The sequence below is a fragment of the Kutzneria kofuensis genome (genome assembly GCF_014203355.1).
GTDB lineage: Bacteria > Actinomycetota > Actinomycetes > Mycobacteriales > Pseudonocardiaceae > Kutzneria > Kutzneria kofuensis.
In genome coordinates, this window is sequence record NZ_JACHIR010000001.1 from 1,644,589 (window position 1) to 1,669,963 (window position 25,375).

Below are 25,375 nucleotides of genomic sequence, written 5' to 3' on the forward strand. Positions count from 1 at the left end.
TCACTCCGACGAAGTCCACACCGATCACCCGCCGCCAGTTGCTCGCCCCACCAGCCTCGCGGCGCGCCGATGGTCCCAGGCCTGTCGTCCACTCGGTACCGTCACTCCCAGGCCGACAGTCGCAGCCGGCTCTCGAAGCGACGGTGCTCCCCCGTCACCGGATCGTCGAACTCCAGCGTCTTCGCCAGCAGCTGCAGCGGATTCGTGAAGTCGTCCAACGGTTTCTCGGTCAGCACCGGGTAGAAGTCGTCGTTGAGGATCGGCACGCCGAGGCCGGCCATGTGCAGGCGCAGCTGGTGCGTGCGGCCGGTGAGCGGGCGAAGCCGGTACCGGCCGAGGCCGTCGCGGTGCTCGACGAGCTCCACCAGGGTCTCCGCGTTCGCCGGCCCGGGGACCTCCTGAGCGACGATCACGCCTTTCTCCTTGACGATGCGGCTGCGCACCGTCGCCGGCAGGGCGAGGTCGGGGTCGTGCCGGGCGATCGCCTCGTAAGCCTTCCGCACCAAGCGATCCCGGAACATCGTCTGGTAGCGGCCGCGCACCTGAGGACGGATCACGAACATCACCAGGCCGGCCGTGACGCGGTCCAACCGGTGCGCCGGTACGAGGTCCGGCAGGTCCAGCTCGCGGCGCAGGCGCACCAGCGCCGTCTCGGCGATGTGCTGGCCGCGCGGGATGGTGGCCAGGAAGTGGGGTTTGTCCACAACGAGCAGATCGTCGTCGCGGTGCACGATGCCGATGTCGAACGGCACCGGCGTCTCGACCGGCAGGTCCCGGTGGAACCAGATCACCCCGTCCGGCACGAACGGCGCGTCCGGCCCCAGCGGCCCGTCCGCGTCCACGATCCGGCGCTCGCGCAGCATCTGGTCGATGCGCTCGGGATCCACCCTGGGCAGCCGGAACACCAGGTGCTCGCGCAGCGTCCGCCACGGCCCCTCGGCCGGCATCCGCATCCGCACCGGGTCGAGGCCGAGGCGCTGCGGCAGCGGGGACTTGGCACGACGTCTCATGTCGACGCCCAGCCTACAGCGAAGGCCGCCTTGCCCTCGTTCGACGAGAGCAAGGCGGCCTTGGTTGCGCTACCGCGGGTCGGTCACCCGGTCACGGGTAGCTGACGATGTCCACCGGGGTGGTGTTGGTCGGGGTCTTCGCACCGGTGTCGTTGATGACATGGGTGATGGACCCGTTGTTGCCCAGCGAGATGTCCAGGATGTCGTGGAACCGGACGTTGCCGTTCTGCGGCGCCTCGAACGCGTGGTAGTTGACCACGCTTGGGTTGGCGCTGAAGTAGGCGTACACGCCCATGCCCCACGCCTCGTGACTCGTGACGTTCGCCCCCACCTTGTAGGACGCGTAGCCCTGGGTGGAGCCGTTCATGTACGCGCTCTGGTTGGGCACGTCGTAGGGCATCTCGCTCTGGTAGAAGATCGTCCGGCCGCCGTTGCCGTTCCAGATCACCTGGTACTGCTGGTAGTGCTCGGCGAACAGGCCGTAGGCGGTGACGTTGTTGCCGTTGACGACCAGGCCGTTGGCGCCGGTGTTGGTGTTCCAGCCCGCGGTGCCGTTGTTGTCGTCGTGGTCGGCCCGCCAGATCCAGGTGTCGTCGGTGATCACGTTGTTGCTGTTGATGACCAGCGACTTGCTGGCCTTGCCGACGGTCGCGCCGCCGAGCCGGAAGTGCACGTCGGACAGCACGGTCGGGTCGGCGGAGTGGTCCGCGGTCGAGCCGGTCGGGCCGACCTGCACCAGCTGCGCCGAGTTGGTGGTGCCGGCGTCGATCAGCAGGCCCGCGATCTTCACGCCGTTGACGTCGCCGACCGAGATGGCGGTGATGCCGTTGTCCGGCACGAAGGTCGCGATGCCGAGGCCCAGCACCACGGTGTCGGGCCGGGTCACGTTCAGCGTCTGGTTGAGGTGGTAGATGCCCGGCGTGACGAGCAGGTTCTTGCCGGCCGACAGCGCCGCGTTGATCGTCGACGCGGTGTCACCCGGCTTGACGATGTAGAAGCCGCTGATCGGCAGCGAGGTGCCGGCCGGGTTGCCGTTGGCCCAGGTGGTGCCCGAGCTGTTGGTTCGCAGCGACGGCACGAACACGCTGTAGTTGCCGTTGTTGTCGATGTACAGGTACGGCTTCTCGGCGATCACCGGCGTGGTGTTCAGCGTGGTGTACGGCGGGCTGGGGAAGGTGTTGCCGGGCGCGCCCTGCACGCCGGAGAACACCATGTTCCAGTTGGAGCCGGCCCAGCTGCCGATGGTGTCGTTGCGGGACAGCCACTGCTGCTGCGAGCCGGACTGCACCTGGCCGGTGACCCGGGAGTCGGCCAGGAAGCCGCCGGAGGACCAGCCGTTGTCGTCCAGCTTCAGGTTGCCGTTGACCTGCACCCGGCGCAGCGGGTCGGCCTGGGACACGGCCCAGGTGTTGGTGCCGCCGGGCGGGTTGATGGTCAGGCCCTCGGCGTCACGCCAGAAGTTGCACGTGGCGTTGCCGCCCATCCAGTCGGCCTCCACGTGCACCTGGCCGTTGATGGTGACCTGGCCCGGGGTCAGGCCGAGGCCGGCGACCTCCTCGTAGAAGCCGACGTTGGCGTCCACGTTGTAGGTGCCGGGCTTGAACAGCAGCGCGAAGCGGCCGCTGCCGAACTGCGCCCGCTCCTGCTGGCTGAACACCGAGTTGAGCTTGCTCTGGATCTGCGACGCCGACATGGAGGTGTCGAACACCGTCACGTTCGGCCCGAAGTCCGGGGTGCCGGGCGGCGGCGGGGGCGGCGGCGTGGTGCCGCCACCGCTGAGCGAGAACGACTGCGCGGCGGTGCCGTTGCAGGTGTACTGCTGCAGCTGCACGCTGTCGTTCGTGGACGCGCCGGGCACGTCGAGGCACTTGCCGCTGTTGCGGCTGACGAAGTGGTAGTTGCCGTTGCCCTCGTCCACCGCCTGCCACTGCTGGTTGGCGCCGCCGCCGTAGGTCCACAGGTGGATCGGCGCGGAGTCCGCGGTCGACACGTCGCTGACGTCCCAGACCTGGGCGGTCGCGCTCGCGGCGCCGATCTGGAAGTAGCCGGAGTCGGTGGCGGTGAACGTCCACGACTGGGCGGCGGTGCCGTTGCAGGTGTACTGCTGCACGGCAGTGTCGTTGGCGGTGGCGGCGGAGCGCGCGTCGACGCACTTGCCGCTGCCGACGTTGGTGACGGTGTAGGTGCCGGGCGACACCGCGGCGCTGGCCGCCGGCGCCAGGATGGTGAATGCGGTCGCGGACAGGGTCACGACCGCCGCCGCGAGCGCGACGGTACGCACAGGGGTCACAGGGCCCTCCTGCTTCGCTGGGAGAGGACAGGTCTGAGTGGCGGCCCCGACGAGCCGAATGTTATGGGGGTCACAGGGGAGCGTCAATACACGACTTAAAATAAGACCGAGACAATCTCGCCGCGGGGATCATGCTCGCATGGCGAAGAGGCGTCCGATCAGCACCGGGACCGCCGTGGCCGGGCTGGTGGCGACGCTGACGCTGGCCGCACTGGCGGTGCGGCTGCCGTCGGTCGCGCCGCTGCTGGCGGCCGCCGCCGGCTGGCTCGGCGTCGAAACCTGGCTGCGCCACCGAGTCGGGACCGCCAAGTTCCGGCACAGTCTGCACGATCGACTTCGGCGGTCACGCGCGGGGTACGCCTCGTTCCAGCGGGAGCATTCGGCTCAGCAGCCCCGAAGCGCGACGGTGCAGTTCGTGCTCGACCAACTGGACGCCGACGATGCGCCGATCCCCGCCCTGTTGCCGTTCCGGCCCCACGCCGACCTCCGCTCGTACGCCGCGGACGAGCTGGCGGCGCAGCACAAACCGCTGCGCAAGCGCACCGCCACCGGGCTGACGGTCGCGGCGGAGCTGTTGCGCGCCAACATGGTCTACCCGGTTCTCGCGCACGTGCCAGGGCCCAGGCCTCGATGGGCAAGGGAAATCGTCGGGGCCGTTGCGGTCTGCGCCCTGGCGGTGGCGGCGCTGGCGTGGCTGGAACAAACCTGGAACATCGAGCCGTCCACCTATCACCGGACGATCCCGTTGGCGCTCGGGCTGTCCCTGGCCTGCGTGGTGCCGCTGGCCGAGGTGGTGCTGGGAACGTCGAGTGGCCGTCGGATCCGGATCTCGGCCATCGCCGCGACGCCGCTCGCGTTCATGGCGTGCTGGACGATCCGCACGTCGTGGGACACGAGTTGGTGGCAGCCGGCGTTCGGCGCTCGCGAATGGCTCGTCGTGTCAACGATTGCCGTCGTATCGCTCGGTGTTGTCGTTGCGACGTCATCGACGCGCGGCCGCAACCGCCTGTCGCCGCGACGCATCACACAGCTGTCCTGGCTGTCCATCGCCTCGATCGGCGCCATCGGGCTGGGACTGCTCACGCCGGTGCTCGCCGGCCCGTCGCCGCTGCCGGAGTTCCGGCAGGTGTCGGCGTGCTCCCTGCTGTCCCACGAGGCGCTGACCCGGATCTCGCCGAACATCGACGACGGGCCGGCCGTCACGTTCACCGAGGCGACCGTGAACGGCTGCGAGTGGTGGCAGGGGCACGGACCGCTGCCGATCGAGTTCGTCGCCGTCGACGCGTACGTCGGCAGCGGCGACATCGACCAGTCGGTGAAGGAGTTCGCGCTGGCCACGACCGTCCTCGCCGGCGCGCCGCGCCCCATCACGGGGCCGTGTGAGCAGGGCAGCGAGATCGTCACCGGCCGCGGCGTCGAGGTGGTGCTGCGCTGCGGCAACCTCGTGCTGTCGGTGTTCAGCTCGGCCGCCGACCCGCGGCTGGCCGAGCGACTCGCCGAGGAGGCCGCGCGCGTGGCAACCGCGCGTTGATCTTTCCCTGTGGAAGACTGTGCCGGCGATGTTCACCCCAACGGACCTGGCTGACCTGCTTGAGTGCGAGCACCGGAGCGTGCTCGACCAGGCGCTGGCCGCCGGACTGCCCGGCGCGCCGAGGCCCGATCCCGGCGGCGACCAGCTGGCCGTCAAGCACGGGCAGGCCCACGAGCTGGCCGTGCTGGAGCGGCTCCGGGCCGAGCGCGGCGTCGTGGAGATCGGCGGCGACGACCCGGTGGCGGCCACCCTGGCGGCGCTGGCGGCCGGCGCCCCGGTGATCTACCAGGCGGTGTTCCGCGACGGCGACCTCACCGGCCGTGCGGACTTCCTCATCGCCGACGGCGACGGCCGGTACGAGGCGTACGACACGAAGCTGGCCCGACATGCCCGGCCGGCGGCGGTGCTGCAGCTGACGGCGTACGCCGATGCCTTGCGCCGCACCGGTTTTCCCACCGGACCGCACATGCACCTGCTCCTCGGCGACGGCAGCGACGTCACGCTGCGGGTGGACGACTTCGTGCCGCTGCTGGATCGCTTGCGGGCCAAGCTGTCCGTGCGTGAGCCCGTGCTGCCGACGCGGTTGTGGGACGACGCCCGGCCGGCCTGCGCCACGTGCAAGTTCCTGAGCACCTGCGAATCCGGCCGCGAGGCGGACCGGGACCTGTCGCTGGTCGCCGGCATGCGGGCCGACCAGCGGCGCAAGCTCGTCGAGGCCGGCATCGGCACGATCGACGCGCTGGCCACCGCGGACCCGGAGAACCGCCCGCGCGACCTGTCCGCGACGACGTTCACCGCGCTGCGGGCACAGGCGGCGATCCAGGTCCGGCAGGACGCCACCGGCAGGATCAGCTACGAGGTGGTGGACGGCTCCGAGCTGGCCAAACTGCCGGCGCCGAGCCCCGGCGACGTGTTCTTCGACATGGAAGGCGATCCGTTCGCGCTGGCCGGCACCGGGCTGGAGTACCTGTTCGGCGCCGTGACCACGGCCGGTTTCACGCCGTTCTGGGCGCATTCCCGGGCGCAGGAGAAGAAGGCGTTCGAGGAGTTCGTCGACTTCGCCTCCGCCCGGCTGGCGGCGAATCCCGGCGCGCACATCTACCACTACGCGCCGTACGAGGTGACGGCGTTGAAGCGGCTCGCCGCGGTGCACGGCACCCGCGAGGAGGCGGTCGACGACCTCCTACGCGGTGGGGCGTTGATCGACCTGTACGCCGTGGTGCGCAAGGCATTGCGGGTGTCGCAGCGGTCGTACTCCATCAAGTACCTCGAGCCGCTGTACATGCCGTCGGCCCGGGACGGCGACGTGAAGACCGCCGTGTCCAGCATCGAGGCGTACGAGGAATACCTGACGCTGCACCAGCTCGGCGACCCTCGGGCGGCCGAGGTGCTGCAGGGCATCAGCGACTACAACGAGTACGACTGCGTGTCGACACGGGAGCTTTTCCATTTCCTGCACCGGGTCCGCGCCGAGGCCGGCATCGAGACCGTTGTCGAGTCCATTGAGGACGATCTCGTCACGCAGACCGAGGACCTCGTCGCCGCCGAACGCCGGGCCGAGCGGGCGGCCCGGCTGGCGGCGCTCGTCGACCCGCTGCTGGCCGACCTGCCGGACAATCCCGTGGACGCCACCGACGACGAGAAGGCCCGCGCGCTGCTGGCCGCCGCGGTCGGCTATCACCGCCGGGAGACGAACCCGGCGTGGTGGGAGTTCTTCCGCCAGGTGGCCGCCCCGCTGTCCGATCTGGAGGTCGACACCACCTGCGCGGTGCCGGTTTCCGTGCAGGTGAGCGACTGGCAGCCGCCGGCCGGCCGGACGAAGCTGGCCAAGCGGGTGTTGACGCTCGTGTGCGATCCGGACCGGCCGCATCCGTACGCCACGGGCGACCAGGTTCGGCTGCGGTACGGGGATTCGACGCGGGATGCGATCGTCAGCGCCGCCACGGCGGAGGAGTTGACGCTCGTCGAGAGCGCCAAGCCGGACGAGACCGACAACGCCCGGCCCGGCGCGGTCCTGCCCGGCGCGCCGGTGCGTCCGCAGCCCAAGGACGAGGCCGTCGCCGACCTTGCCCAGCTCGCCGTGGACGCTTTGCCTTCGCTGCCACAGCATCCCGGCATCGACCTGCTCCGCCGCACGCCGCCACGACTGCGCGACGGCCGGCCCCTGCCGGCGCACGGCGAGGACCTCGTGCGAACAGTGATCGAGACCGTCGACCTGCTCGACGGATCGACGCTGGCCGTGCAGGGTCCGCCCGGCGCCGGCAAGACCTACCTGGCGGGCAAGCTGATCGCGCACCTCGTCGGCTCCGGCCGGACCGTCGCCGTGACGTCCACCAGCCACAAGGCCGTCGAGAACGTCCTGCGGGCGGCCAAGTCCTCGGCGCCGACACTGCCGTGTGCGAAGCGGCCGAAGAAGGCTCCCGAGAAGGATGTGCCGTGGGAGCAGCCGAAGGACAACGTGGGGCTGGCCCGGTGGCGGGCCGAGCACACCGACGGGCATCTCGTCGGCGGCACCGCGTGGACCTTCGCCAACGCCGCCATGCGGGCCGAGCCGTTCGACGTGCTGGTGATCGACGAGGCCGGCCAGTTCGCCCTGGCCGATGCCCTGGCCGTGTCGATGTGCGCGCGGAACCTCGTGCTGCTCGGCGATCCGCAGCAGTTGCCGCAAGTCGTCCAGGGCACCCATCCCGCCGGCGCCGAGGCCTCCGCTCTCGGGCACCTGATCGGCGACAACGACGTGATTCCCCCGTCGTTGGGCTACTTTCTCGACCAGTCGCGGCGCATGCACCCCGCCGTCTGCGAACCCGTGTCCCGGCTGTCCTACGCCGGTCTGCTGCACGCCCACCCGTCCGCCGCCGAGCGGGGCATCGACGGCATCGAGTCCGGGCTGTACCTCGCTTCCGTCGACCATCGCGGCAACACCACCCGCTCCGTCGAGGAAGCCGCCGCCGTCGTGGACATCGTGCGGTCCCTGCACGGTCGCAAGTGGACGGACCACAGCGGTGTGCGTCCCCTGGGCGACGAGGACATCCTCGTCGTCGCCCCGTACAACCTCCAGGCCCGTGTCGTCACCCGCGAACTCGAACGTGCCGGCTTCCCCGGTGTGCGCGTCGGCACCGTCGACCGCTTCCAGGGCCAGGAAGCCCCGGCAGTGATCACCACCATGACCTCCTCCTCGGCCGTCGACCTTCCCCGCGGTTTGGACTTCCTGTTGTCCCGTAACCGTCTCAACGTCGCCCTGTCCCGGGCCCAGGCCGTCGCCGTCCTGGTCTGCTCGCCCAAGCTCGTGGAGGCCGACATCCGCACCGTCGACCAGATGCGTCTGGTCTCCGGCATGATCGGCCTGATGAACGCCGCAACGCCCTGGCGCTGAAGCCCGCGCGGCAGGTTCATGCTTGGCGACTGCGGGTACGGAGGGCGGCCGCTGTCCCACCCCCGCGCCCGCTCGGCTCGCCCGGACGTTCACCGGCTGCCCGTTCTCGGCGGCAGCCGCGGTGCCGGTGCCGGCGGCCGAGACCGTCGGCCCATGCCCCGGACAACCGCCTGCGTCCCTTACCGTCCCAGCCCCGCGTCCCGTGCCTGCACGATCGCCTGCGCCCGGTCGGCCACCTGCAGCTTGGCGAAGATCGACGAGATGTGGTCGCCGATGGTCTCGTGGGCCAGCTGCAACCGATCGGAGATCTGGGCGTTGGCCAGGCCGGCGGCGATCAGGTCCAGCACCTCCCGCTCCCGGTCGGTCAACTGGGGGAACGGCAGGTTCGGCAGGTCACCGGGGCCGCCGCTGAGCAGAGCGTCGACACGGCGGGCGATGCGCGGGCCGAAGATCACGCCGCCGTCGGCGACGCAGCGCACGGCGCGCAGGATCTCGTCCTGCTCGGCGCCCTTGAGGATGTAGCCGCGGGCGCCGGCGCGGACGGCGGCGAAGACGGAGTCGTCGTCCTCGAACATGGTCAACACGAGCACGGCGGTGCCGGGCGCGACGGCGGCGACGGCGCGGGTGGCGTCGATGCCGTCCAACTCGGGCATCTGGATGTCCACCAGCAGCACGGAAGGCCGGTGAGCGGCGGCGGCCTGGATCGCCTCCCGCCCGTCGACGGCCTCGGCCACGACCCGGACCCCCGGTGCCGAGCTGAGCAGCGCCCGCAAGCCGCTGCGCACCACGGGATGGTCATCGGCCAGCACAACAGTGATCTCGGGGTCGGGCACCTGCTGCTCCTGAAGTCGTGGCGAATGGGTCCTTCTCACCCGGCCCGGCCGGGAAGAACTTCCCGGTCCGGCTGGGGGCCTGCCCCCTGGGACCGGGAAGCCGGCCGGGGCAGGCCGTGCAGTGTCGGGGGCAGTCCGCCCTCACCCTTCCTGGGAGTGGATCCACATGGCAGAGGACTTCGGCATCGTCGCGCGCTTTTCCATCCCCCACGCCGAGTTCGTCGGGCAACTCAGTCCGGGGATGCCGGTGAGCTACGGGTGAGTCCCACGCGCCGCCCTCCCCCGGTGTCGAGCAGGAGGGCGGCGCTGACTCTGCCGACGCCGCGATGCCATGCCGTGGACGAGGAACCGCCGTTGCCGATGACTTCGGCGCACAGCTCATCGGACACCGAGATCTCCACGCGAGCGCGGTCGGCGGCGGAATGCTTGGCGACGTTGGTCAGCGCCTCCACCACGATCCGGTACGCGACGGCCAGCGGCGCGACCAGGACGCCGAGCACCCGCAGGTCCTCGGGATCCAGCCGCGACTGCCCCTGCCGGACGCCGGCCACCAGTTCCACGCCGCCAGTGTCCGAGGTCAGCAGCGGCAACATCTCGACACGCCCATCCGGCTGACCGGATGTCGCCGTTTCTCGCCCGTCCAGTCGGAACGCCGCGTACGGCAGCCACAGCATCTGCCGCCGCTGCCGCTCGTCGCCGTGCCGGTACCGGACCGCGAGCACGGCCACGCCGATCAGCATCGGCACGACGATGGCGGCGAGGTCCAACTGCAGGCGGATCGGCTCCAGCGCCTGGATCGCGAACGTGCCCGTGTACGGGGGCGGACCGCCGACCGAGTAGGGCGAGCTGGTGATCAGGCTCCACCACTCGAACAGCACCGCGATGACGACGGTCAGCCCGGCGACCGGCCGGAACCGGCGGCTCAGCGTGCCGGTCGGGAACAGCAGCAGCGCGAACGGGATGAACAGCCGCAGGCCGAGCGGCCGGGACGCGGTCGCGGCGGTGACGATCACCCCGAGCGTCGGCTCGGACCAGCCGTGCACCAGCCCGAAGCTGAGCAGGCCGACCATCAACACGGTGGTGCCGTGGGCCGCACCGCCGCACAGCAGCAGCCACCCGATCGGATTACGGGAGCGCCGCCACGCCACCAGCACGCCGCACAGCGCGAAGGTCATCGCCAGCAGACTGTCGGTGACCAGGAAGTTCTGGGCGCCGTCGGCGAACGTCCAGCCGTCGCCGAACCACAGCGCGGCGCCGGTCAGCACCTCGGCGACGATCACGCCATAGCTCGGCCAGGCCCACCAGGTCACCCTCCCGGGGGAGCCACGCTTGCCCCAGCTCACCCCGCACACGTTACCCAGCGTGTCGCCAGAAGTATTTTCGGTAGCCGGAACGCGGCGCTTCGGACACGTCGGCCAGCACGACGCTCACGTTGTCCGGCGCGCCACCGCGCAGCGCCAGGTCGATGAGTTGGTCGACCGCGTCGTCCGGGATGACGACGTCGGCGAGGACGTCGGCGATCGTCTCGTCGGTGAGCACGGCGGTGAGGCCGTCGGAGCAGATGAGGTAGCGGTCGCCGGGCTTGGCCCGATGGGAGAACACGTCCGGGTCGGACGCGTTTCCGGTCTGGACGGCGCGGGCCAGCATGTTGCGTCGCGGGTAGGTGGCGGCCTCCTCCTCGGTGATCCGCCCGCTGTCCAGCAGTGACTGGACGAGCGTGTGGTCCTGGGTGATCTGCTGGAGTTCGCCGGCGCGCCAGCGGTACGCACGCGAATCACCGATGTGCACGCCGGCGACCTTTTCGCCGTTCCAGAGCAGTGCGGTGATGGTGGTGCCCATGCCGTAGAAGCCGCTGTCGCGCGCGGCGAGGTCGTCGAGACGGCGGAGCACTTCGCCGGCGACCGAGCCGAGTGCGGCGGTTTTGTCGATTTCGGCGATCTTCTCGGCTTCGACGGCCGCCTCGAGTTCGGCGAGCACCGTCACGGCGACCGAGCTGGCCACCTCGCCGTGCGCGTGGCCGCCCATCCCGTCGGCCACCGCCAGCACGTGTTTGCCCAGGTGGACGGCGTCCTGGTTGTAGGCGCGCAGGCAACCCGGGTGGGTGCGTGACACTGCGGTCAACCGAAGCCTCGATGTGTTCGCCATGCCACCAGTGAATCAGCTGTGAACTGAGTTCACAAGCAAACCGGTTGTGAACTGGCGCTGTGCACCGATGCTGCTAGGCTCCGGTCGGTGAACCACGACGCCACCGTCAGCGCCGCCGACATCGCCCGACTTGTCGACGTCGGCCGGGCCGCCGTCAGCAACTGGCGGCGACGGTTCGACGACTTCCCCCGGCCCGTCGGCGGCAGCGCGGCCAGCCCGCTGTTCTCCCTCACCGAGGTCGAGGACTGGCTGCGCCGCAACGGCAAGGCGTTCAAGGTGTCCACCGCCGAGCGGGCGTGGCAGGCGCTCCGCTCCAATGTCGACGACCTCCGGCTCGGCGACGAAGTGGCGCGCGTCGGCATGTTCCTCGCCGGCAGCGGCGGGTTCGACGACTCACGGCTGGCCCAGCTGCTCAATCGGCTGGCCGCCGAGCACGGCGCCGCCGAGGCGTTCGAGCTGATCGTCGCCCGCTACGTGGATGCCCACTCGCGCCGGCTCGCCGTGACCCCGCCGGCCGTCGCCGAGCTGATGGTCCGGCTCGCGTGTCCCGACGGCGGCGTCGTGCTCGACCCGGCGTGCGGCGTCGGCACGCTACCGATGGCCAGCACCGCGCACGAGGTCCTCGTCCAGGACGTCGACCGCGCCGCCATGGTGATCGCCTCGTGCCGGCTGACGCTGCGGGACACCGACGTCGACATGGTCACCGGCGATTCGCTGCGACGGGACGGCTTCGCCGGCCGGCTCGTCGACGCCGTGCTGTGCGACCCGCCCGTCAACGACCGCACCTGGGGTCACGAGGAACTGGTCGGCGACCCGCGCTGGGAGTACGGCGTGCCGCCCCGTGGTGAGCCGGAGCTGGCTTGGGTGCAACACTGCCTGGCCCACGTCGAACCCGGCGGCATGGTCGCCATCCTGATGCCGCCGACCACCGCGAGCCGGCGGCCCGGCCGGCGGATCCGGGCCAAGCTGCTGCGCACCGGCGCGCTGCGGGCCGTCATCGCGCTGCCGGACGCCGGTTCCGACCTGTGGCTGCTGTGCCGGCCGACGCCCGAGCTGCGGCCCCCGTCGACCGTGTTGATCACCGACCGGGTCGACGGCGTCGAGACGGCGTGGCTGGATCCGGCCGCCGAGGACGCCGTGCGGATCATCGACCTGCTCGACGACGACGTGGACATCAGCCCGGCCCGGCGGCGGCAGCTGGCCCAGGGCCCGGACATCGGCCGCGAGTTCGCCGACGCCGTCGAGCGGTTCCGCGGCCTCGACCTGACGCCGCCGGATCTGGCCGTGCTGGCCGAGCACGCGTCCGCGCCGACCACGACCGTCGGCGACCTCGTCCGCTCCGGGGCGCTGGGCGTCCGACACGCACCGGTCAAGGTGGTGCCCGGCGACGACGTTCCCGTGCTCACCCTCGACGACCTCGCCGAGGGCCGGCCGGCCAGTGAGCGCGCCGCCGACACCGGCGACCTCCTCCTGGTCGAACCCGGCGATGTCGTCGCCGCCCCCACCGGGATGGCGCGGGTGGCGACCGAGGCCGCCGCGCTCGGGCCGTACCTCACGGCGTATCGCGTCGACGACCAGCAGCTCGACGCCCGATTCCTGGCCGGCGCGCTGCGGGCATCCACCGCGCGGCCGGTGTCCGGCTCCAGCCGGCTCGACGTGCGACGGACCCAGGTGCCGCGGCTACCGCTGGCCGAGCAGCGGGCCTGCGGGGAGGCGTTCGAGCGGCTGCTGGCGTTCGAGGACCGGCTGCGGCAGGCCGCCGCGATCGGCGGCGCCGTCGTCCGGCTCGGCGTGGACGGACTGGTCGAGGGTAGCCTGCGGCCAGGACGCTAGCGGGAGGGCCGATGCTCATCGCCGACCGGTACGAGCTCGACGACCTGCCGCTCAGCCGGGGCGGCATGGGCGCCGTGCACGGTGGCTACGACAAGCACCTGGACCGCCGGGTCGCGGTGAAGTTCCTGCACTGGCCCGGCGGTTCCGACGACGAGCTGGAGCAGCGGTTCGTCCGCGAGGCGCGGATCCTGGCCCGGCTGGAGCACCCCGGCGCGCCCGTGCTGTACGACTTCGGGGCGCACGACCACCGGCTGTTCCAGGTCATGCAGTTCATCGACGGCGTCACCGTCGCCGACCTCGTCAGCGAGCACGGGCCGGTGCCGGTGCCGTGGGCCGCGTCCATCGCCGCCCAGGCCTGCGCCGTGCTCTCCGCCGCGCACGCGCTCGGCATCGCCCACCGGGACCTCAAGCCCACCAACCTGATGCTGTGCCCGGACGGCAGCGTCAAGGTGCTGGACTTCGGGCTCGCCCTGCTGCGGGAGTCCGACCTGGCGCAGTTCACCCGCGCCGGCCAGATCCTCGGCACGCCCGCCTACATGGCCCCCGAGCAGATCCAGCGCGGCGCGGCCGGGCCGTCCAGTGATCTCTACTCGCTGGGCTGTGTGCTGCACGAGATGCTCACCGGCCGGCAGCTGTTCACCGGCCCCACCGCCTACGCCGTGTTCGACAAGCAGGTCAAGGAGTTGCCGCCCGCGGTCCCCGGCGTGCCGGCGGCGCTGGACCGGTTGCTCCGGGACGTGTTGGAGAAGGACCCGCAACGCCGGCCCGCCGACGCGGCGGCGCTGTACGACCGGCTGCTGCCCTTCGTGACCGATCTCCCGCCCCTGCCCGGTTTCCTCGACCCGACGCACCCGGCCCGCATGTACTCCCACGTAGCCGGCCGCCGCTGAACCCCGGCGAGTCACGCTCTGGGACACACCGAATGCAGGTTTCCGGCAGTAGTGAGCCTCGAATCCCAGTTCTGCCCCGTTCTTGCATTCGGTGTGCCGGAGAGCGTGACTCGCGCGGGTTCTACTCGGTCACCATTCGGAAGTCGTAGGCGGCGGGCAGCGGTTCGGTTCCGGCGACGAGACACCAGGTTTCGGTGAGTGTCTCTTCGCCTTCACGGAGATCCGCCACCTCGAAGCCCTCGTCGAACACCGCCCGGGCCCCGGCGATGTCGCCGCGGGCGTAGCGGATCCGAGCGTCCAGCAGGCGCAGACGTCCACGAGTGGCAACGGATTCCGGCAACCATGCCAGCACGGCGGCGGCGTCGTCCGCCGAACCGGCGGCCAGCAACGCCTCCAGGGTCTCGACGGCGAGCCCGGGCACATGGGGCGCCAGCTCGATGGCCCGGAGCAGCAACCCGGCGGCACGATCGGGCCGGGCGAAGGCCAAGCACCGCAACGACCACGGCGATTCGGCCAACGCCAGCGACTGCTCCCACGCCGACTCCGCGCCGAGGGTGTCGCCGTGGTACCGGCGGGCAACTCCGAGGTGGTACAACGAAGTCCACGACTCCGGCGCGGCCTCCAGCAGCGAATGCCACGCCACCAAGGTGCATCCCGGCGGCGACAACGGATCCCCGACCGGCATCGCACCGTCCAGCAACGCCAGCCACGGGGCCTGTTCCTCACCCAAGGCGTCAAAAGGGGTGCCGGGCAACGGATCCGTCCCGGTGCGCAGCAACTCCAACGCGCCCCAGCCGGAACCGGAGAACAGGCGAACCGGCTCCGCGTCGGCTACCGACCGCCACGAATCCAGTGGCAGCTCGGGGAAGTCGCCGTAGGGGCCGTACGCCTCCAGCCAATCCCACGACGCGCCACCGGGCATCGGCACGTACTCGAACTGTGTCGGCGCCAGACCGGCCTGGATCTCCAGGTACCCGTCGGTCCCCGGCGCCAGCCACGACTGCCAGCGCCGGCCACCCGACCCGGTACCCCACACGAACAACTTCCGCCCACGCAAGCGATCCGTGGACGCCTGCATGAGCCCGAACCCGTCCGATCCGACGGCGGCGATCCACGGCCGGCGGTCCGCCGGGATGTCGTAGAACAGGTCCGCCGCGTCGCGGTCGGCGACCGTGACGAAGGAAGCGTCCACACGGGACAGTTTCCGCGTGTACCCGTAGTGCCATCCCTCCTCCGCCGGCACGAGAATCCGCGTGCCGGCGGTGCGGGGCACGGCGGCGTTCGACCACCAATAGGCGAGAACCTCGTGCGGCCAAGGGTTTCGGACGCGCACGCCGACGTACAGGAACTCCGATCCCGGCGGCAGCCACAGATCGACCTGGTACACCAGGTTCCGGGTCCGCTCCCACTCCCACAGCCGCAGCACCGGAGACCCGTCCGGCCCTTCGACGGATCCGGCGTACATCGGCGAGCAGGTCATGGTGGTGTGCCCGGTGCTGCCCAGGTTCCACTCCACCCCGCCGGCGAACCACGCGTTGCGCAGCGCCAGGTTCGCCGGCTGGAGCACCGGGTTGCGGAACAGCAGGTCCCGTCCGGACGGTTTGTGCAGCAACGAGTAGAGCCGCCCGCCGAGCCCGGGGAGCACGGTCGCCCGCAGATGGTCGTTCTCCAGCACCACCGCCGGCAGGGCCGTGTCGACGAGTGACCGGCCGTAGCCGTCCTGGAGGAGACAGGGCAGCACCTTCTCCCGGTCCTCACCCAGCACGGGCAGCGGGTTCTCCGGCCCGAGGTCCGCCGCCGGCAGCCGAAGCTCGGTCACGGTCAGTGTCGTGCGCCCCATGTCGGTGATCTAATACCCGGCAAACGTTTGCCAACCCGATCCGCTCGCAAGAGCGCCGCGAGCAGGGCAGAGTGGGCGTCATGCCATTGCCGATCATCGGACTCGCGAAGGCGGTCACCGTGGCCGCCATCGACACGACGGTCGCCCTCGTGTCACTGCCGGCCCGGGTGATCGGGCTGGTCGGCGCGGCCGAGTCGCTGGTGGAGCGGATCACCGAGGTCGTCGAGCGGGCCGAGCGCCTGGTCGTCGAGGTCGAGGCCGTCGCGGCGACCGCGGGCGTGGTGGTGGTCGACGCCGGCAAGATCAGCAACCAGGCCTCCGGCGTGATCGCCGTCGCCGAGCAGGTCAGCAGCCAGGCCGCCGGTGTCGTCGCGGTCGCGGAGCACGTCAGCGGCAAGGCCGCCGGCGTCGTGGACAACGCGGCGAAGGTCAGCGGGGAGGCGGCCGCCGTGATCGCCCTGGCCGAGAACACCGCCGCCATCGCCAACGAGCTGATCCGCGTCTACGAACCCATCGCGCTGCGCGCCGCCCCGCTGGCCGGACGGTTCGTCACCGAGCTGTCCGAGGAGGAGGTCGACGCCGCGATCCGGCTGGTGGACGAGCTGCCCCAGCTGACCGAGCACCTGACCACCAACATCCTGCCCATCCTGGGCACCCTGGACCGGGTCGGCCCGGACGTGACCGAGCTGCTCAAGGTGACCCGGGACGTGCGCCGCGCCATCGTCGGCATCCCCGGCTTCGGTTTCTTCCGACGCCGGGGCGCCGAACGGATCGGCGAGCCGGACGAGGACAACATCACCGAGTCCTAGACCCGGTTCCCCAGCAATCCCCGCAGCTGGTTCAGCAGGTCGCTGCGGGTGTCGCTGCCGAGGCGCTGCCGCATCCGCGCGACGTGGTACTCCACGGTCTTCGCGGAGATGAACAGCTTTTCCCCGATCTGCTTGTACGTCAGCCCGCTGACGACCAGCTCGGCCACCTCGCGTTCGCGGTCGCTCAACGTGGTGGCGTTGGTGTCGGCGGCGAGCGGCGCCTCCTGCTGCGGCTCCTGCTGACGGCCCTGGATGATCCGGGCGCAGTCGAGCAAAGCGACCATGGCGGCCCGGTCGGTGGTGCGGATGGCGGCCTGGCCGGCGAGCCGGGCGCCGTCCCAGACGAGGCCGGCGGCGGCGAGGGCCCGGGCGGCGGACTCGGTCTCGACGGCGTCGACGTCGCCGGCGAGCAGCTTCACCCACACCCGGGCGGCGTCGGCGACGGCGGCGCAGTACGGGTGCGCCGGGGCGAGAGCGGCGAGGTCGGCGGCGTGGCGGGCGGCGTCCTCGGGGTGCTCGTCCAGAACCGCCGCGTGCATGCGACTCCATGACAGGGCCGTCGACCACAGCGGCGGATTGCCCAGCTGCTGCAACAACTCCGTGGCCTGGGTCAGATGCGGGGTGAGCCGCGAGGAGTCGTGCAGCCGGCCGGCGGCGACGGCCAGCTCGCCCAGCGGCAGCAGCGCGAAGAGGTCGGCCGGATGCCGGACGATGGCCTCCCGGGCCCGATCCCACACGGTTCGCAGCGCCGACAGGTCGCTGTCCCGGCGGGCCAGGCCGATCTCCAGACCGGTGGCGAGCAGCCAGTCCCTGGGTTCCATCGGCCCGCTGGACGTCGCCGCGACGAGGTCCGACCGCGCGGCGTCGAAGCCGCCACGAAGCATGGCCGTCCAGCCACGCAACAGAAGGTGCCGCCGCAGGGCGATGGCACCGCCCATGCCGGAGTCGATGGCCCGCCGCAGCACGGATTCGGCGACGGTGAACTCGCCGCAGTGCATCGCCACCAGAGCCGCCAGGGCGGCCGGCGTGTCGGGCAGCAAGACGTTGCGCCCCAACGGTTCGATCAGCACGGCGGCCCTGGTCAGGGTGGCCAGCGCCGTCGTGGCCGAGCCGGCCACCGACTCCCGTACGCCCTGAGCCAGCTGCCGCGCGGCCCCCGCCAGCAACGTCGGCGGCCCGCCGCCGCCCGGCCGCGACAACAGCTCGTCGGCCTCGGCCAACCGCCCGGTGCCGATCAGCCCTAACGCCGCGAACGGGACGGCTGACCCCTCGCCGGCCCAGCGGTACAACTCGGTGCTACTGCCCAAAAGCCCCCGATGCGCCAGTACGGCCGCGGCGACGCTGGCCCCGTGCGCGCGGTCGGTGGCTGCCTCGGCGGCGATGGCCTGGTCGGCGAGGCGTAAGCCGGAGTCCAGGTCCCCGGACAGCGCCGCCGCCTCGGCCCGCCGCGCCGCCAGTGCCAGCGCGGGCTCGCCGGCGTCGACTGCCGCCGTGAACAACTGCGCCGCCAACGCGGGCGATTCCGCCAGCGCCTCGTCGCCGGCCGCCTTGAATGCGGACGCGAACAGCGGCCCGCTCACCGGGGCGCCGAGCAGCGGCCGGACCAACGGCAGCAACGGCCCGCTGCGGGCCAACTGGATCTCGATGAGCCGCTGGTGCAGCGAAAGCCGCCGCTCCCACGGGCTCAGCGCGATCAATGCCCGCCGCGCTATCGGCAGCAGCACCCCGTACTCGTCGAGCAGCCCGCTGGCCCGGGCGCCGTCCATGGCGTCGCCCAACGCCTCCAGGTCCAGCCCGAGCAGCGACACCAACAGATCGGTGCCGGCTCCCAGGGCCGTCGCGAGCAGCACCCGGCGCACGCTGTCGTCGAGATTCTCGATCTCGTACCGGAAACCCTCGACGGCCGCCGCCGGCACCGAGCAGTCCGGGGTCTCGGACACGGCCTTGACCAGCCGGTCGACGAACCGCGGCACGCCGCCGGTCTGCTTGCCGACCAGGTCCACCAGGTCGTCGGACGGCTTCGTGCCGAGCAGCAGCCCGGCGCGCTCGCCGATCTGGGTCCGGCTCAGCGGCCCCAGCAGCACCGGCGGCCGCACCCGGGTCACGGCCTCGACGAGCTCGGTCAGCGCCGCCCGCCGCGGCCACGGCCGGTAGGCGACGGCCAGCTGCGCGCTGCCCGAAGCGGCCAACCCTCGCAGCGCCCGTAACCGCTCGTCGTCGAGCCGGTGGGCGTCGTCGACCAGCACGGCGGCGTCCCGATCCGGCAGCTCGTGCCGCCCGTCGTACACGGGGACGCCGGCATCGCGGTAGATCTTGGCCCAGCGCGTGAGCAAGGCGGTCTTGCCGTACCCGCCGGGCGCGCGGACCCCGACCACCCTCGGCGCGGACGGATCGGCGGCGATCGACTCGTCCAGCTGCACGAGGTCGGATTCCAGCACCATCACAGGCCGCCCCCGATGGGGGTGGTGAAGTACTGGAGCACCAGGTACGCGCAGGCCAGCACCAGCAGCAGCGTGACGATGCCGATGATCAGCCCGCGCTTGCTGGCCTTGCGCCGCCGCCGGCGGCCGCGCGGGCCGGCCGCCGCCAGCGCGGGCTTGGCCGGCACCAGGTCCGGCGGCTCGGTCTCCACCGGCGGTCTGGCCGGCGGCTCCTCGACCGCGGGCCCCTCGTCGACGAAGTCCGGGTCGTCCAGCGGGAACAGCACGACGGTCTCGTCGGTGATCTTGGCCATGACCACCGTCTCCGCGATCGGGTTGACCGGCTCCGGCAGCGACCGCGAGGCCAGCAGCGCGGCGCCGGCGGCGACGGTGGCCTCGGGCGCGCCGTCGACCAGCACGGGGCGGCGCAGCCGCTCCCCCAGCACCTGCCGGACCAGCGGGATCCGCGCCGAGCCGCCGACGAGCACGACCCCGCCCAGCCGGTCCGGCGTGAGGCCGGCCCCGGTCAGCGCCCGCAGCAGAACGTCCACTCCCTGGTGCAACAACGGCCTGATCAGCTCCTCGAACTCCGCACGGGTGACTCGGACCTGGAGCGGCGGCACGACGACCTCCGGCGCCACGGAGAGCGTGTGCTTGGCCTGCACACACTCCTGCCGCAGCTTGGCGAGGTCGTCCCAGGCCGCACCCGGGTCCGGTCTACCCGCTGTCACGAGGGCGACCAGTTCGTCGTCGAAGTCGGCGCCGGCCGGGTGCTCCGCGGTCTCCGAGCGGCCGATGATCTCGAACCCGCCGTTGGCGGGTCGCAGCAGGGTGGCGGTCACCGAGGTGCCGCCGAGGTCGTAGACGGCGATCGGGGCGGGGCCGTCGATGCGGTGCCGGCTGGCCGCGGCGACCGCGGCGGCCACCGGCTCGGGCACTAGGGCCGAGTCCCCCAGGCCGACTCGGGACAGCGCCTCCCGCAGCAGGTCGATGCGGTAGGGCCCCCAGGTCGGCGGGTGCGTGACGGTGACCCGCACCGGGCGGTCGCCGTGGTGGGCGGCCACCTGCTCGACGATGCGGTCGATGCCGGTGGCCATCAGCTCGTGCGCGTTGTGCTGGCGGTTGCCCAGCACGATCGGCACGTCGTCGCCGATGCGTCCGACGAACGGGCCGGGATCGGCCGAGACCGGCGACACCGGGTGCGGGGCACCCCGGTGCGGTCCGTCGAGCCGGGTGATCGCGGCGGCGGCGCGGCTGGCGCCGACATCGATCCCTAGCGTGTACGGCAAGTGTTCCTCCGCGAGGCGCAGCGGCCGGGGCTCAGGTGGTGAGGGGCAAAGGTAACCCATTCGTGATCTGGTCCCGTAACGAAGGGGGTTCCCTAGTGCCCCAGGCCGGGATCCGGGCCGGAACCCTAGTGGCCCCCGGCCAGGACTGGGAGTGATCCCGGATGGCGTACGGGCGGCCAGCCCCTACGGTTCGTCTCCATCGCGGCTCACACCGTGATCATCCCCGTCAAGTCCCCCGATAGAAGTCAGGAGCACCACCCCATGGCCCAGACGCTGCACGAGTTCACCCTCGGCCTGCTGAACGACGAGCAGGCGCGGTCGCTGTTCGCGGCCGACCCGACGGGTGTCCTGCAGTCCGCTGGCCTCGGCGACATCACCGCCGCCGACGTGCACGAGATCCTCCCGCTCGTGCTCGACATGGCGCCGACCCACGTGGTCGAGGCGTTCGAGCAGACCCTGGGCGGCGGCCTGCCGGCCCTGCCGAGCCTGCCCGGCGCGGACGCCATCAGCACCCTGCAGCACCTGACCGCCGCCGTGCCGGCCCTGCCGGTCGACGCCCTGCCCCGCGAGCTCCCGGTCGACGGCCTCCCGTCGCTGCCGGTGGAGGGCCTGCCCACCCTCCCCGTCGACGGCCTGCCCTCGATCCCGGCCCTGCCGGTCGACGGCCTGCCCACCCTCCCGGTGGACGGTCTCCCCTCGATCCCGGGTCTCCCGGTCGACGGCCTCCCGGTCGACGGCCTGCCCGGCCTGCCGAACCTGCCCGGCCTGGGCGGCGTCACCGGCGCCCTGCCGACCGTCCCCGGCCTGCCGGGCCTGCCGGACGCCAGCGACCCGACCGCGCTGGTCGACGACCTGCGTGGTGCGGCCACCAACCCGGCCCGCTCCCTGGACCAGGTCCAGCAGCTGGCCTCCCAGGTTCCGGTCGTCGCCACGCACGGCATCCCGGCCGTGCCGTCCGTGGAGAACCTGGTCAGCACCGTCACCAGTGCCGCGTCCAACGTCGACGTCACCAAGACGCTCGACACCACCACGCACACCGTCGCCGGTGTCGCGGGCAACGTCCCGGTCGCCGGCAAGGTCGTCGCCGACGCCTCGGGTCACGTGACCTCCGCGGTGCACGCGGTTGACGTCGACGACGTGGCCAAGACCGTCACCACGGCCACCCACATCACCGACATCACCAAGATCGCGAACGACCCGATCCACTCGGTCACCAGCATCGCGAACGACCCGATCCACGCCGCGACCAGCATCGCCAACGTCTCGCACACCCTGGACACCGTCACCACGGTGGCCAACTCGGTGCACGGCGACCAGGCGCTGCAGCACGTGAGCGGCTGCGTCGACGCCACGGTCAAGGACCTGAACATCGGCGACGACAACCACATCGGCATCGGCAACGTGAACCTGGGCGGTGTGCACGTCAACGACGTGACGCACAACCTGGACGCCACCCACCTGACCGGTTTCTGATCCTTCCTCTCGTCAGTACCGGTTGATTCGCTTCCAGGCCGGGCCCGCTCCCTCAGCGTGGGCCCGGCCTGGTGTGCATCACCCGATCGGAGAGGACACAATCACTCGGGTGATGACCATGACGGCCCTCGATGTGATCGACGAGGCGCTCCGGCAGCCGGCCATCGGCCGCCGGCGTGACCTGACCAGCCGGCTCAGCCGCCTGCGGGTCAGACTCGCCGACCCGGCGATCCGGGTCGTGGTGGTGGGCAGTCTCAAGCAGGGCAAGAGTCACCTGGTCAACGCGCTGCTGGGCGCCTCGGTGTGCCCGGTGCACGACGACGTGGCCAGCGCCGCCCCGGCCGTCATCCGGTACGCGGAGCAGGCGTGGGCGGCGGTGGTGCGGCCCGGGCAGCAGCGGCTGGAGCCGGTCGAGGTCGACCGGGTGGCACAGGAGATCAGCGGCGGGCAGCTGGTCCGGGCCGAGATCGGGGTGAACCGGGCGGTCCTGTCCGGTGGGCTGGTCATCGTGGACACTCCCGGTGTCGACGGTCTGCGGTCCGAGCACACCAGCCGCACGCTGGCCGAACTGGCCGAGGCGGACGCGGTTCTCGCCGTCACGGACGCGCTGACCGAGCTGTCCCCCGCGGAACTGCAGTTCCTCCGGTTCGCCACCACCATCTGCCCCAACGTGTTGGGCGTGCTGACGAAGACGGACCTGAGCCCGCGTTGGCGTGCGCACCTGGAACGCAACCGGATGCTGATCGCCCAGGCAGGGCTGGCCATCCCGCTGGTGGCGGTGTCCTCCGTGCTGCGCGAGCGCGCATTGCGGACGGGCAGCCAGGAGGTCAACGCCGAGTCCGGTTTTCCCGCTCTGGTGGGATATCTGGAGAACACCGTCAAGGCGCAGGCCGGCATGCTGGCCCGCCGGTCGGCGTCGGAGGCGATCCTCGCGGTCACCGAGCAGGTGTCGCTCGGGCTGCGGGCCGAGCTGTCCACACAGGACCCGACGTCGCTGGCCGGGCTGGAGGACGCGCAGCGCGCGGCCGAGCTGCTGCGCCGGCAGTCGTCGCGCTGGCAGAACATGCTGATGGACGGCATGGCCGACCTGATGTCCGATGTGGACCACGATCTTCGCGAACGGACCCGGGTCATCCTGCGGCATACCGACCAGGCCTTCGACAAGGCGGATCCGGCCAAGACCTGGGACCAGTTCTGCGACTGGCTGGCCGACAAGCTCACCGACGCCGTGCTGCGCAACTACGACTGGACGGTGGAGCGCACGCACTGGCTGGCGCAGCGCATCGCCGAGCAGTTCGACGAGGAGAGCCGGGGCACGCTGCCGGACCTGGGCCTGCGCGATCCGGCCCGGGTGCTGGAGCGGATGGGCGGGCTGATCACGCCCGACCTGGCGCCGCCGGGCGTCGCCAACAAGGTGATCACCGGCCTGCGCGGCTCGTACAGCGGCATGCTGATGTTCGGCCTGCTGACCAGCCTGATGGGCATGCCGCTGGTCAACTTCGTCTCCGTCGGCGCCGGCGCGGTGATGGGCGCGAAGACGCTGAAGGAGGAGCGGGACGCGCAGCTCAAGCGCCGCCAGGCGGTGGCCAAGACGGCCGTGCAGCGGCACGTCGACGAGCTGGTGTTCCAGGTGGGCAAGCACAGCCGGGACGCGCTGCGGCACGTGCAGCGGCGGCTGCGGGAGCACTTCACCGAGCAGGCCGAGCAGCTGCAGGACGAGCTGACCGAGTCGATCCGGCGGGCCCGCGAACTGGCCAACGCCGACCTGGTGGCGCGCAACCAGCGCAACCAGAGCATCAGCGAGGAGATCAACACGTTGGTGGCGCTCCGGCAGCGCGCCCAGGCCCTGGCGCTGACCTCGTGATCACCCAGGAGCTGCTCACCGAGGACGTCCGCGCCATGCTGGAGTGGGCGCTGCGGCTGTACCGCGGCAGCGCCAAGGCGACGAACTTCCTGACGCAGCAACGGCAGCTGTTCTCCGAGCCGCTGCGGGTCGGCGTCACCGGCCGGCCCAAGGCCGGCAAGTCGACGCTGCTGGACGCGTTGGACGAGGACGACTTCATCGAGGGGCACACGTCCGATGTGGACGCCGTGCTGCACCTGACCGGGCCGGTCCGGGCCGAGGATCGCGTGGCGCTGCAGGGCAATCCGATCCCCGTCAACACCATTGTCGTGCTGGCGCGGGCGGACGAGCTCGGCGGCGGCCGGGTGGACGCGATGACGTCCGCGAAGATGGTCGCCCGCCGGCTGCGGGCGGAACCCGAGCTCGGCCAGCTGTGCCAGGATGTCGTCGCGGTGGCCGGACTTCTGGCCGTCGCCGGGCGGACGCTGACCGACGCCGAGTTCGACGCGCTGGTCGCGCTGGCGGCGCTGCCCCGTGAGGAGCTGGACGAGCTGCTGCTGTCCACGGACCGGTTCCTGAACCCGGCGCTGGAGGACGTGGTGCTGCGGCAGGGTTTGCTGGAGCGCCTCGGCCTGTTCGGCGTGCGGCTGTGCACGACGCTGGTGCGCCGGGGTTACGGCGATCCGAGCCGGCTGGCCACGGAACTGGTGCAGCGCAGCGGGTTGAACGACCTGCGGCTGGCGATCAAGCGGCACTTCACCGAGCGGGCGCCGGTGCTCAAGGCCCGGTCGGCCCTGGTCGCCGTGGAGACCGTGCTGCGCGCCGAGCCCCGTCCCGACGCCCGCGGCCTGCACGCCGAGGTGGAGCGGATCCAGGTCACCACCCAGGATTTCCGGGAACTGCGGCTGCTGGCGGCGTTGCAGACCGGCCGGGTCGAGCTGCCCAGCGACATCGCCGCCGAGGCCGAGCGACTGCTGGGCCGGTCCGGCACCAGCCCGGCCAGCCGGCTCGGCGTCGACGGCGACGAGGACCTTCTGCAGCTCGCCCTCGCCGTCCTGGACCGCTGGCAGCGCCACGCCACCAACCCCATCTTCCGGCGCGCCCAGACCGACGCGGCCAAGACCGTCGTGCGCACCTGCGAGGGCATCATCGACACCCTGACGCGTCCCTAGCCACAGTGGAAGCGGAGCAGCGGCAGGGCGACGAGGTCGACGATCTGGGCGATGGCGGTGTCGTCGACCAGGACGCCGTAGATCAGGGTCTCCGTACGCAGTAGGTCGAACGGGACGCGCAGCACGCGGTCGTCGCACTGGTCGGTGCGCAGCTCGCCGCGTTCGACGGCGCGGGTGAGCAGGGGGCGGATCAGCTCGACGATCTCACTCTGACGGAGCCGGCTGCGCAGCTCGGCGAACACGTCGGGCTCGCGGAACGTCTCGGTGATCAGGCCGGGCAGCGTGTCGCCGGGCACCCGGACGAACCGCTTCACGCCGCGGCCGACCAGCTCGATCAGGTCGCCGCGCAGCGAGCCGGTGTCGATGTCCGACTCGTGCAGCGGCAGGTTGTGCACGAGCGCGGCGATCACCAGCTTGGCCTTGGTCGGCCAGCGCCGGTAGATCACCGGCTTGCTGGTGCCGGCGCGCGCGGCCACGTTCTCGATGGTCATCTTCGGGTAGCCGACCTCCAGCAGCTCCGCCCACGCGGCCGTGAGCAGCGCGTGCTCCAGCTCCTCACCGCGGCGCCTGAAGCCGGCCATGAGACTCCCCGATTAGATCCGTTGCGTTTCTTCCGGGAGGAGT

At 71.7% G+C, this 25,375-nt stretch carries 17 protein-coding genes; 8 read left to right on the forward strand and 9 right to left on the reverse strand.

Going from position 1 to position 25,375, the window contains the following annotated elements:
* Positions 1–101: 101 nt before the first annotated feature.
* Positions 102–1,010, reverse strand: a complete 909-nt coding sequence (locus tag BJ998_RS07475; protein WP_184859707.1) for an RluA family pseudouridine synthase — start codon at positions 1,008–1,010, stop codon at positions 102–104.
* A gap of 91 nt (positions 1,011–1,101) precedes the next feature.
* Positions 1,102–3,300, reverse strand: a complete 2,199-nt coding sequence (locus BJ998_RS07480) for a pectate lyase-like domain-containing protein (RefSeq protein ID WP_184859709.1) — start codon at positions 3,298–3,300, stop codon at positions 1,102–1,104.
* A gap of 139 nt (positions 3,301–3,439) precedes the next feature.
* Between BJ998_RS07480 and BJ998_RS07485 the strand changes: the two genes are divergently transcribed.
* Both BJ998_RS07485 and BJ998_RS07490 read left to right on the forward strand, forming a co-directional pair.
* Positions 3,440–4,831 (forward strand): hypothetical protein, encoded by a 1,392-nt coding sequence (locus BJ998_RS07485; protein WP_184859711.1) that lies wholly within the window; start codon positions 3,440–3,442, stop codon positions 4,829–4,831.
* A gap of 28 nt (positions 4,832–4,859) precedes the next feature.
* Entirely contained in the window at positions 4,860–8,204 is a 3,345-nt protein-coding gene (locus BJ998_RS07490; protein WP_184859713.1) for a TM0106 family RecB-like putative nuclease, read from the forward strand.
* Positions 8,205–8,383: 179 nt separating this feature from the next.
* Here the strand turns inward: BJ998_RS07490 and BJ998_RS07495 are convergent, their stop codons facing one another.
* From BJ998_RS07495 to BJ998_RS07505, 3 genes are all read right to left on the reverse strand, one after another.
* The gene (locus tag BJ998_RS07495) at positions 8,384–9,037 is read right to left on the reverse strand and encodes a response regulator (RefSeq protein ID WP_312889976.1); all 654 of its coding nucleotides are present in this window, start codon (positions 9,035–9,037) and stop codon (positions 8,384–8,386) included.
* A gap of 230 nt (positions 9,038–9,267) precedes the next feature.
* On the reverse strand, positions 9,268–10,380 hold the full coding sequence (locus tag BJ998_RS07500) for a sensor histidine kinase (protein WP_184859714.1): 1,113 nt from the start codon (positions 10,378–10,380) through the stop codon (positions 9,268–9,270).
* 10 nt (positions 10,381–10,390) lie between these two features.
* A complete protein-coding gene (locus BJ998_RS07505) occupies positions 10,391–11,149 on the reverse strand; it encodes a PP2C family protein-serine/threonine phosphatase (protein ID WP_312890543.1) in 759 nt (252 codons plus the stop codon).
* A 120-nt stretch (positions 11,150–11,269) separates the two neighbouring features.
* Between BJ998_RS07505 and BJ998_RS07510 the strand changes: the two genes are divergently transcribed.
* Both BJ998_RS07510 and BJ998_RS07515 read left to right on the forward strand, forming a co-directional pair.
* Entirely contained in the window at positions 11,270–13,015 is a 1,746-nt protein-coding gene (locus tag BJ998_RS07510) for an N-6 DNA methylase (protein WP_184859718.1), read from the forward strand.
* An 11-nt stretch (positions 13,016–13,026) separates the two neighbouring features.
* Complete coding sequence (locus BJ998_RS07515; protein ID WP_184859721.1) at positions 13,027–13,905, forward strand: serine/threonine-protein kinase; 879 nt, start codon at positions 13,027–13,029, stop codon at positions 13,903–13,905.
* 121 nt (positions 13,906–14,026) lie between these two features.
* On the opposite strand, the gene BJ998_RS07520 is transcribed toward BJ998_RS07515, so the two are convergent.
* Positions 14,027–15,745, reverse strand: coding sequence for a DUF5107 domain-containing protein (locus BJ998_RS07520; RefSeq protein ID WP_184859723.1), 1,719 nt, complete (start codon positions 15,743–15,745; stop codon positions 14,027–14,029).
* Between the two features lie 80 nt (positions 15,746–15,825).
* On the opposite strand from BJ998_RS07520, the gene BJ998_RS07525 reads away from it, so the two are divergent.
* Complete coding sequence (locus tag BJ998_RS07525) at positions 15,826–16,554, forward strand: hypothetical protein (RefSeq protein WP_184859725.1); 729 nt, start codon at positions 15,826–15,828, stop codon at positions 16,552–16,554.
* Here the strand turns inward: BJ998_RS07525 and BJ998_RS07530 are convergent.
* A complete protein-coding gene (locus tag BJ998_RS07530; RefSeq protein ID WP_184859726.1) occupies positions 16,551–18,995 on the reverse strand; it encodes a helix-turn-helix transcriptional regulator in 2,445 nt (814 codons plus the stop codon). The genes BJ998_RS07525 and BJ998_RS07530 overlap by 4 nt on opposite strands.
* Positions 18,995–20,263 carry an Hsp70 family protein gene (locus BJ998_RS07535; protein ID WP_184859728.1) on the reverse strand — a complete coding sequence of 423 codons (1,269 nt, stop codon included), beginning with the start codon at positions 20,261–20,263 and terminating at the stop codon, positions 18,995–18,997. The genes BJ998_RS07530 and BJ998_RS07535 overlap by 1 nt, the downstream gene beginning before the upstream one ends.
* A 261-nt stretch (positions 20,264–20,524) precedes the next feature.
* Here BJ998_RS07535 and BJ998_RS07540 point away from each other — a divergent pair, with 261 nt between their 5' ends.
* From BJ998_RS07540 to BJ998_RS07550, 3 genes are all read left to right on the forward strand, one after another.
* Positions 20,525–21,736 carry an IniB N-terminal domain-containing protein gene (locus BJ998_RS07540; protein ID WP_184859730.1) on the forward strand — a complete coding sequence of 404 codons (1,212 nt, stop codon included), beginning with the start codon at positions 20,525–20,527 and terminating at the stop codon, positions 21,734–21,736.
* Positions 21,737–21,854: 118 nt separating this feature from the next.
* Entirely contained in the window at positions 21,855–23,600 is a 1,746-nt protein-coding gene (locus BJ998_RS07545) for a dynamin family protein (RefSeq protein ID WP_184859732.1), read from the forward strand.
* Positions 23,597–24,751, forward strand: coding sequence for a hypothetical protein (locus tag BJ998_RS07550; RefSeq protein WP_312889977.1), 1,155 nt, complete (start codon positions 23,597–23,599; stop codon positions 24,749–24,751). The genes BJ998_RS07545 and BJ998_RS07550 overlap by 4 nt, the downstream gene beginning before the upstream one ends.
* Here BJ998_RS07550 and BJ998_RS07555 read toward each other — a convergent pair.
* Entirely contained in the window at positions 24,748–25,332 is a 585-nt protein-coding gene (locus BJ998_RS07555; protein ID WP_184859734.1) for a TetR/AcrR family transcriptional regulator, read from the reverse strand. The genes BJ998_RS07550 and BJ998_RS07555 overlap by 4 nt on opposite strands.
* Positions 25,333–25,375: the final 43 nt, after the last annotated feature.

Excerpts from the sequence above, each read along its gene's own strand:
- BJ998_RS07475 (WP_184859707.1), bottom strand. The coding sequence starts at position 1,010 with ATGAGACGTCGTGCCAAGTCCCCGCTGCCGCAGCGCCTCGGCCTCGAC.
- BJ998_RS07485 (WP_184859711.1), top strand. The coding sequence starts at position 3,440 with ATGGCGAAGAGGCGTCCGATCAGCACCGGGACCGCCGTGGCCGGGCTG.
- BJ998_RS07490 (WP_184859713.1), top strand. The coding sequence starts at position 4,860 with ATGTTCACCCCAACGGACCTGGCTGACCTGCTTGAGTGCGAGCACCGG.
- BJ998_RS07515 (WP_184859721.1), top strand. The coding sequence starts at position 13,027 with ATGCTCATCGCCGACCGGTACGAGCTCGACGACCTGCCGCTCAGCCGG.
- BJ998_RS07520 (WP_184859723.1), bottom strand. The coding sequence starts at position 15,745 with ATGGGGCGCACGACACTGACCGTGACCGAGCTTCGGCTGCCGGCGGCG.
- BJ998_RS07525 (WP_184859725.1), top strand. The coding sequence starts at position 15,826 with ATGCCATTGCCGATCATCGGACTCGCGAAGGCGGTCACCGTGGCCGCC.
- BJ998_RS07530 (WP_184859726.1), bottom strand. The coding sequence starts at position 18,995 with ATGGTGCTGGAATCCGACCTCGTGCAGCTGGACGAGTCGATCGCCGCC.
- BJ998_RS07540 (WP_184859730.1), top strand. The coding sequence starts at position 20,525 with ATGGCCCAGACGCTGCACGAGTTCACCCTCGGCCTGCTGAACGACGAG.
- BJ998_RS07545 (WP_184859732.1), top strand. The coding sequence starts at position 21,855 with ATGACGGCCCTCGATGTGATCGACGAGGCGCTCCGGCAGCCGGCCATC.
- BJ998_RS07555 (WP_184859734.1), bottom strand. The coding sequence starts at position 25,332 with ATGGCCGGCTTCAGGCGCCGCGGTGAGGAGCTGGAGCACGCGCTGCTC.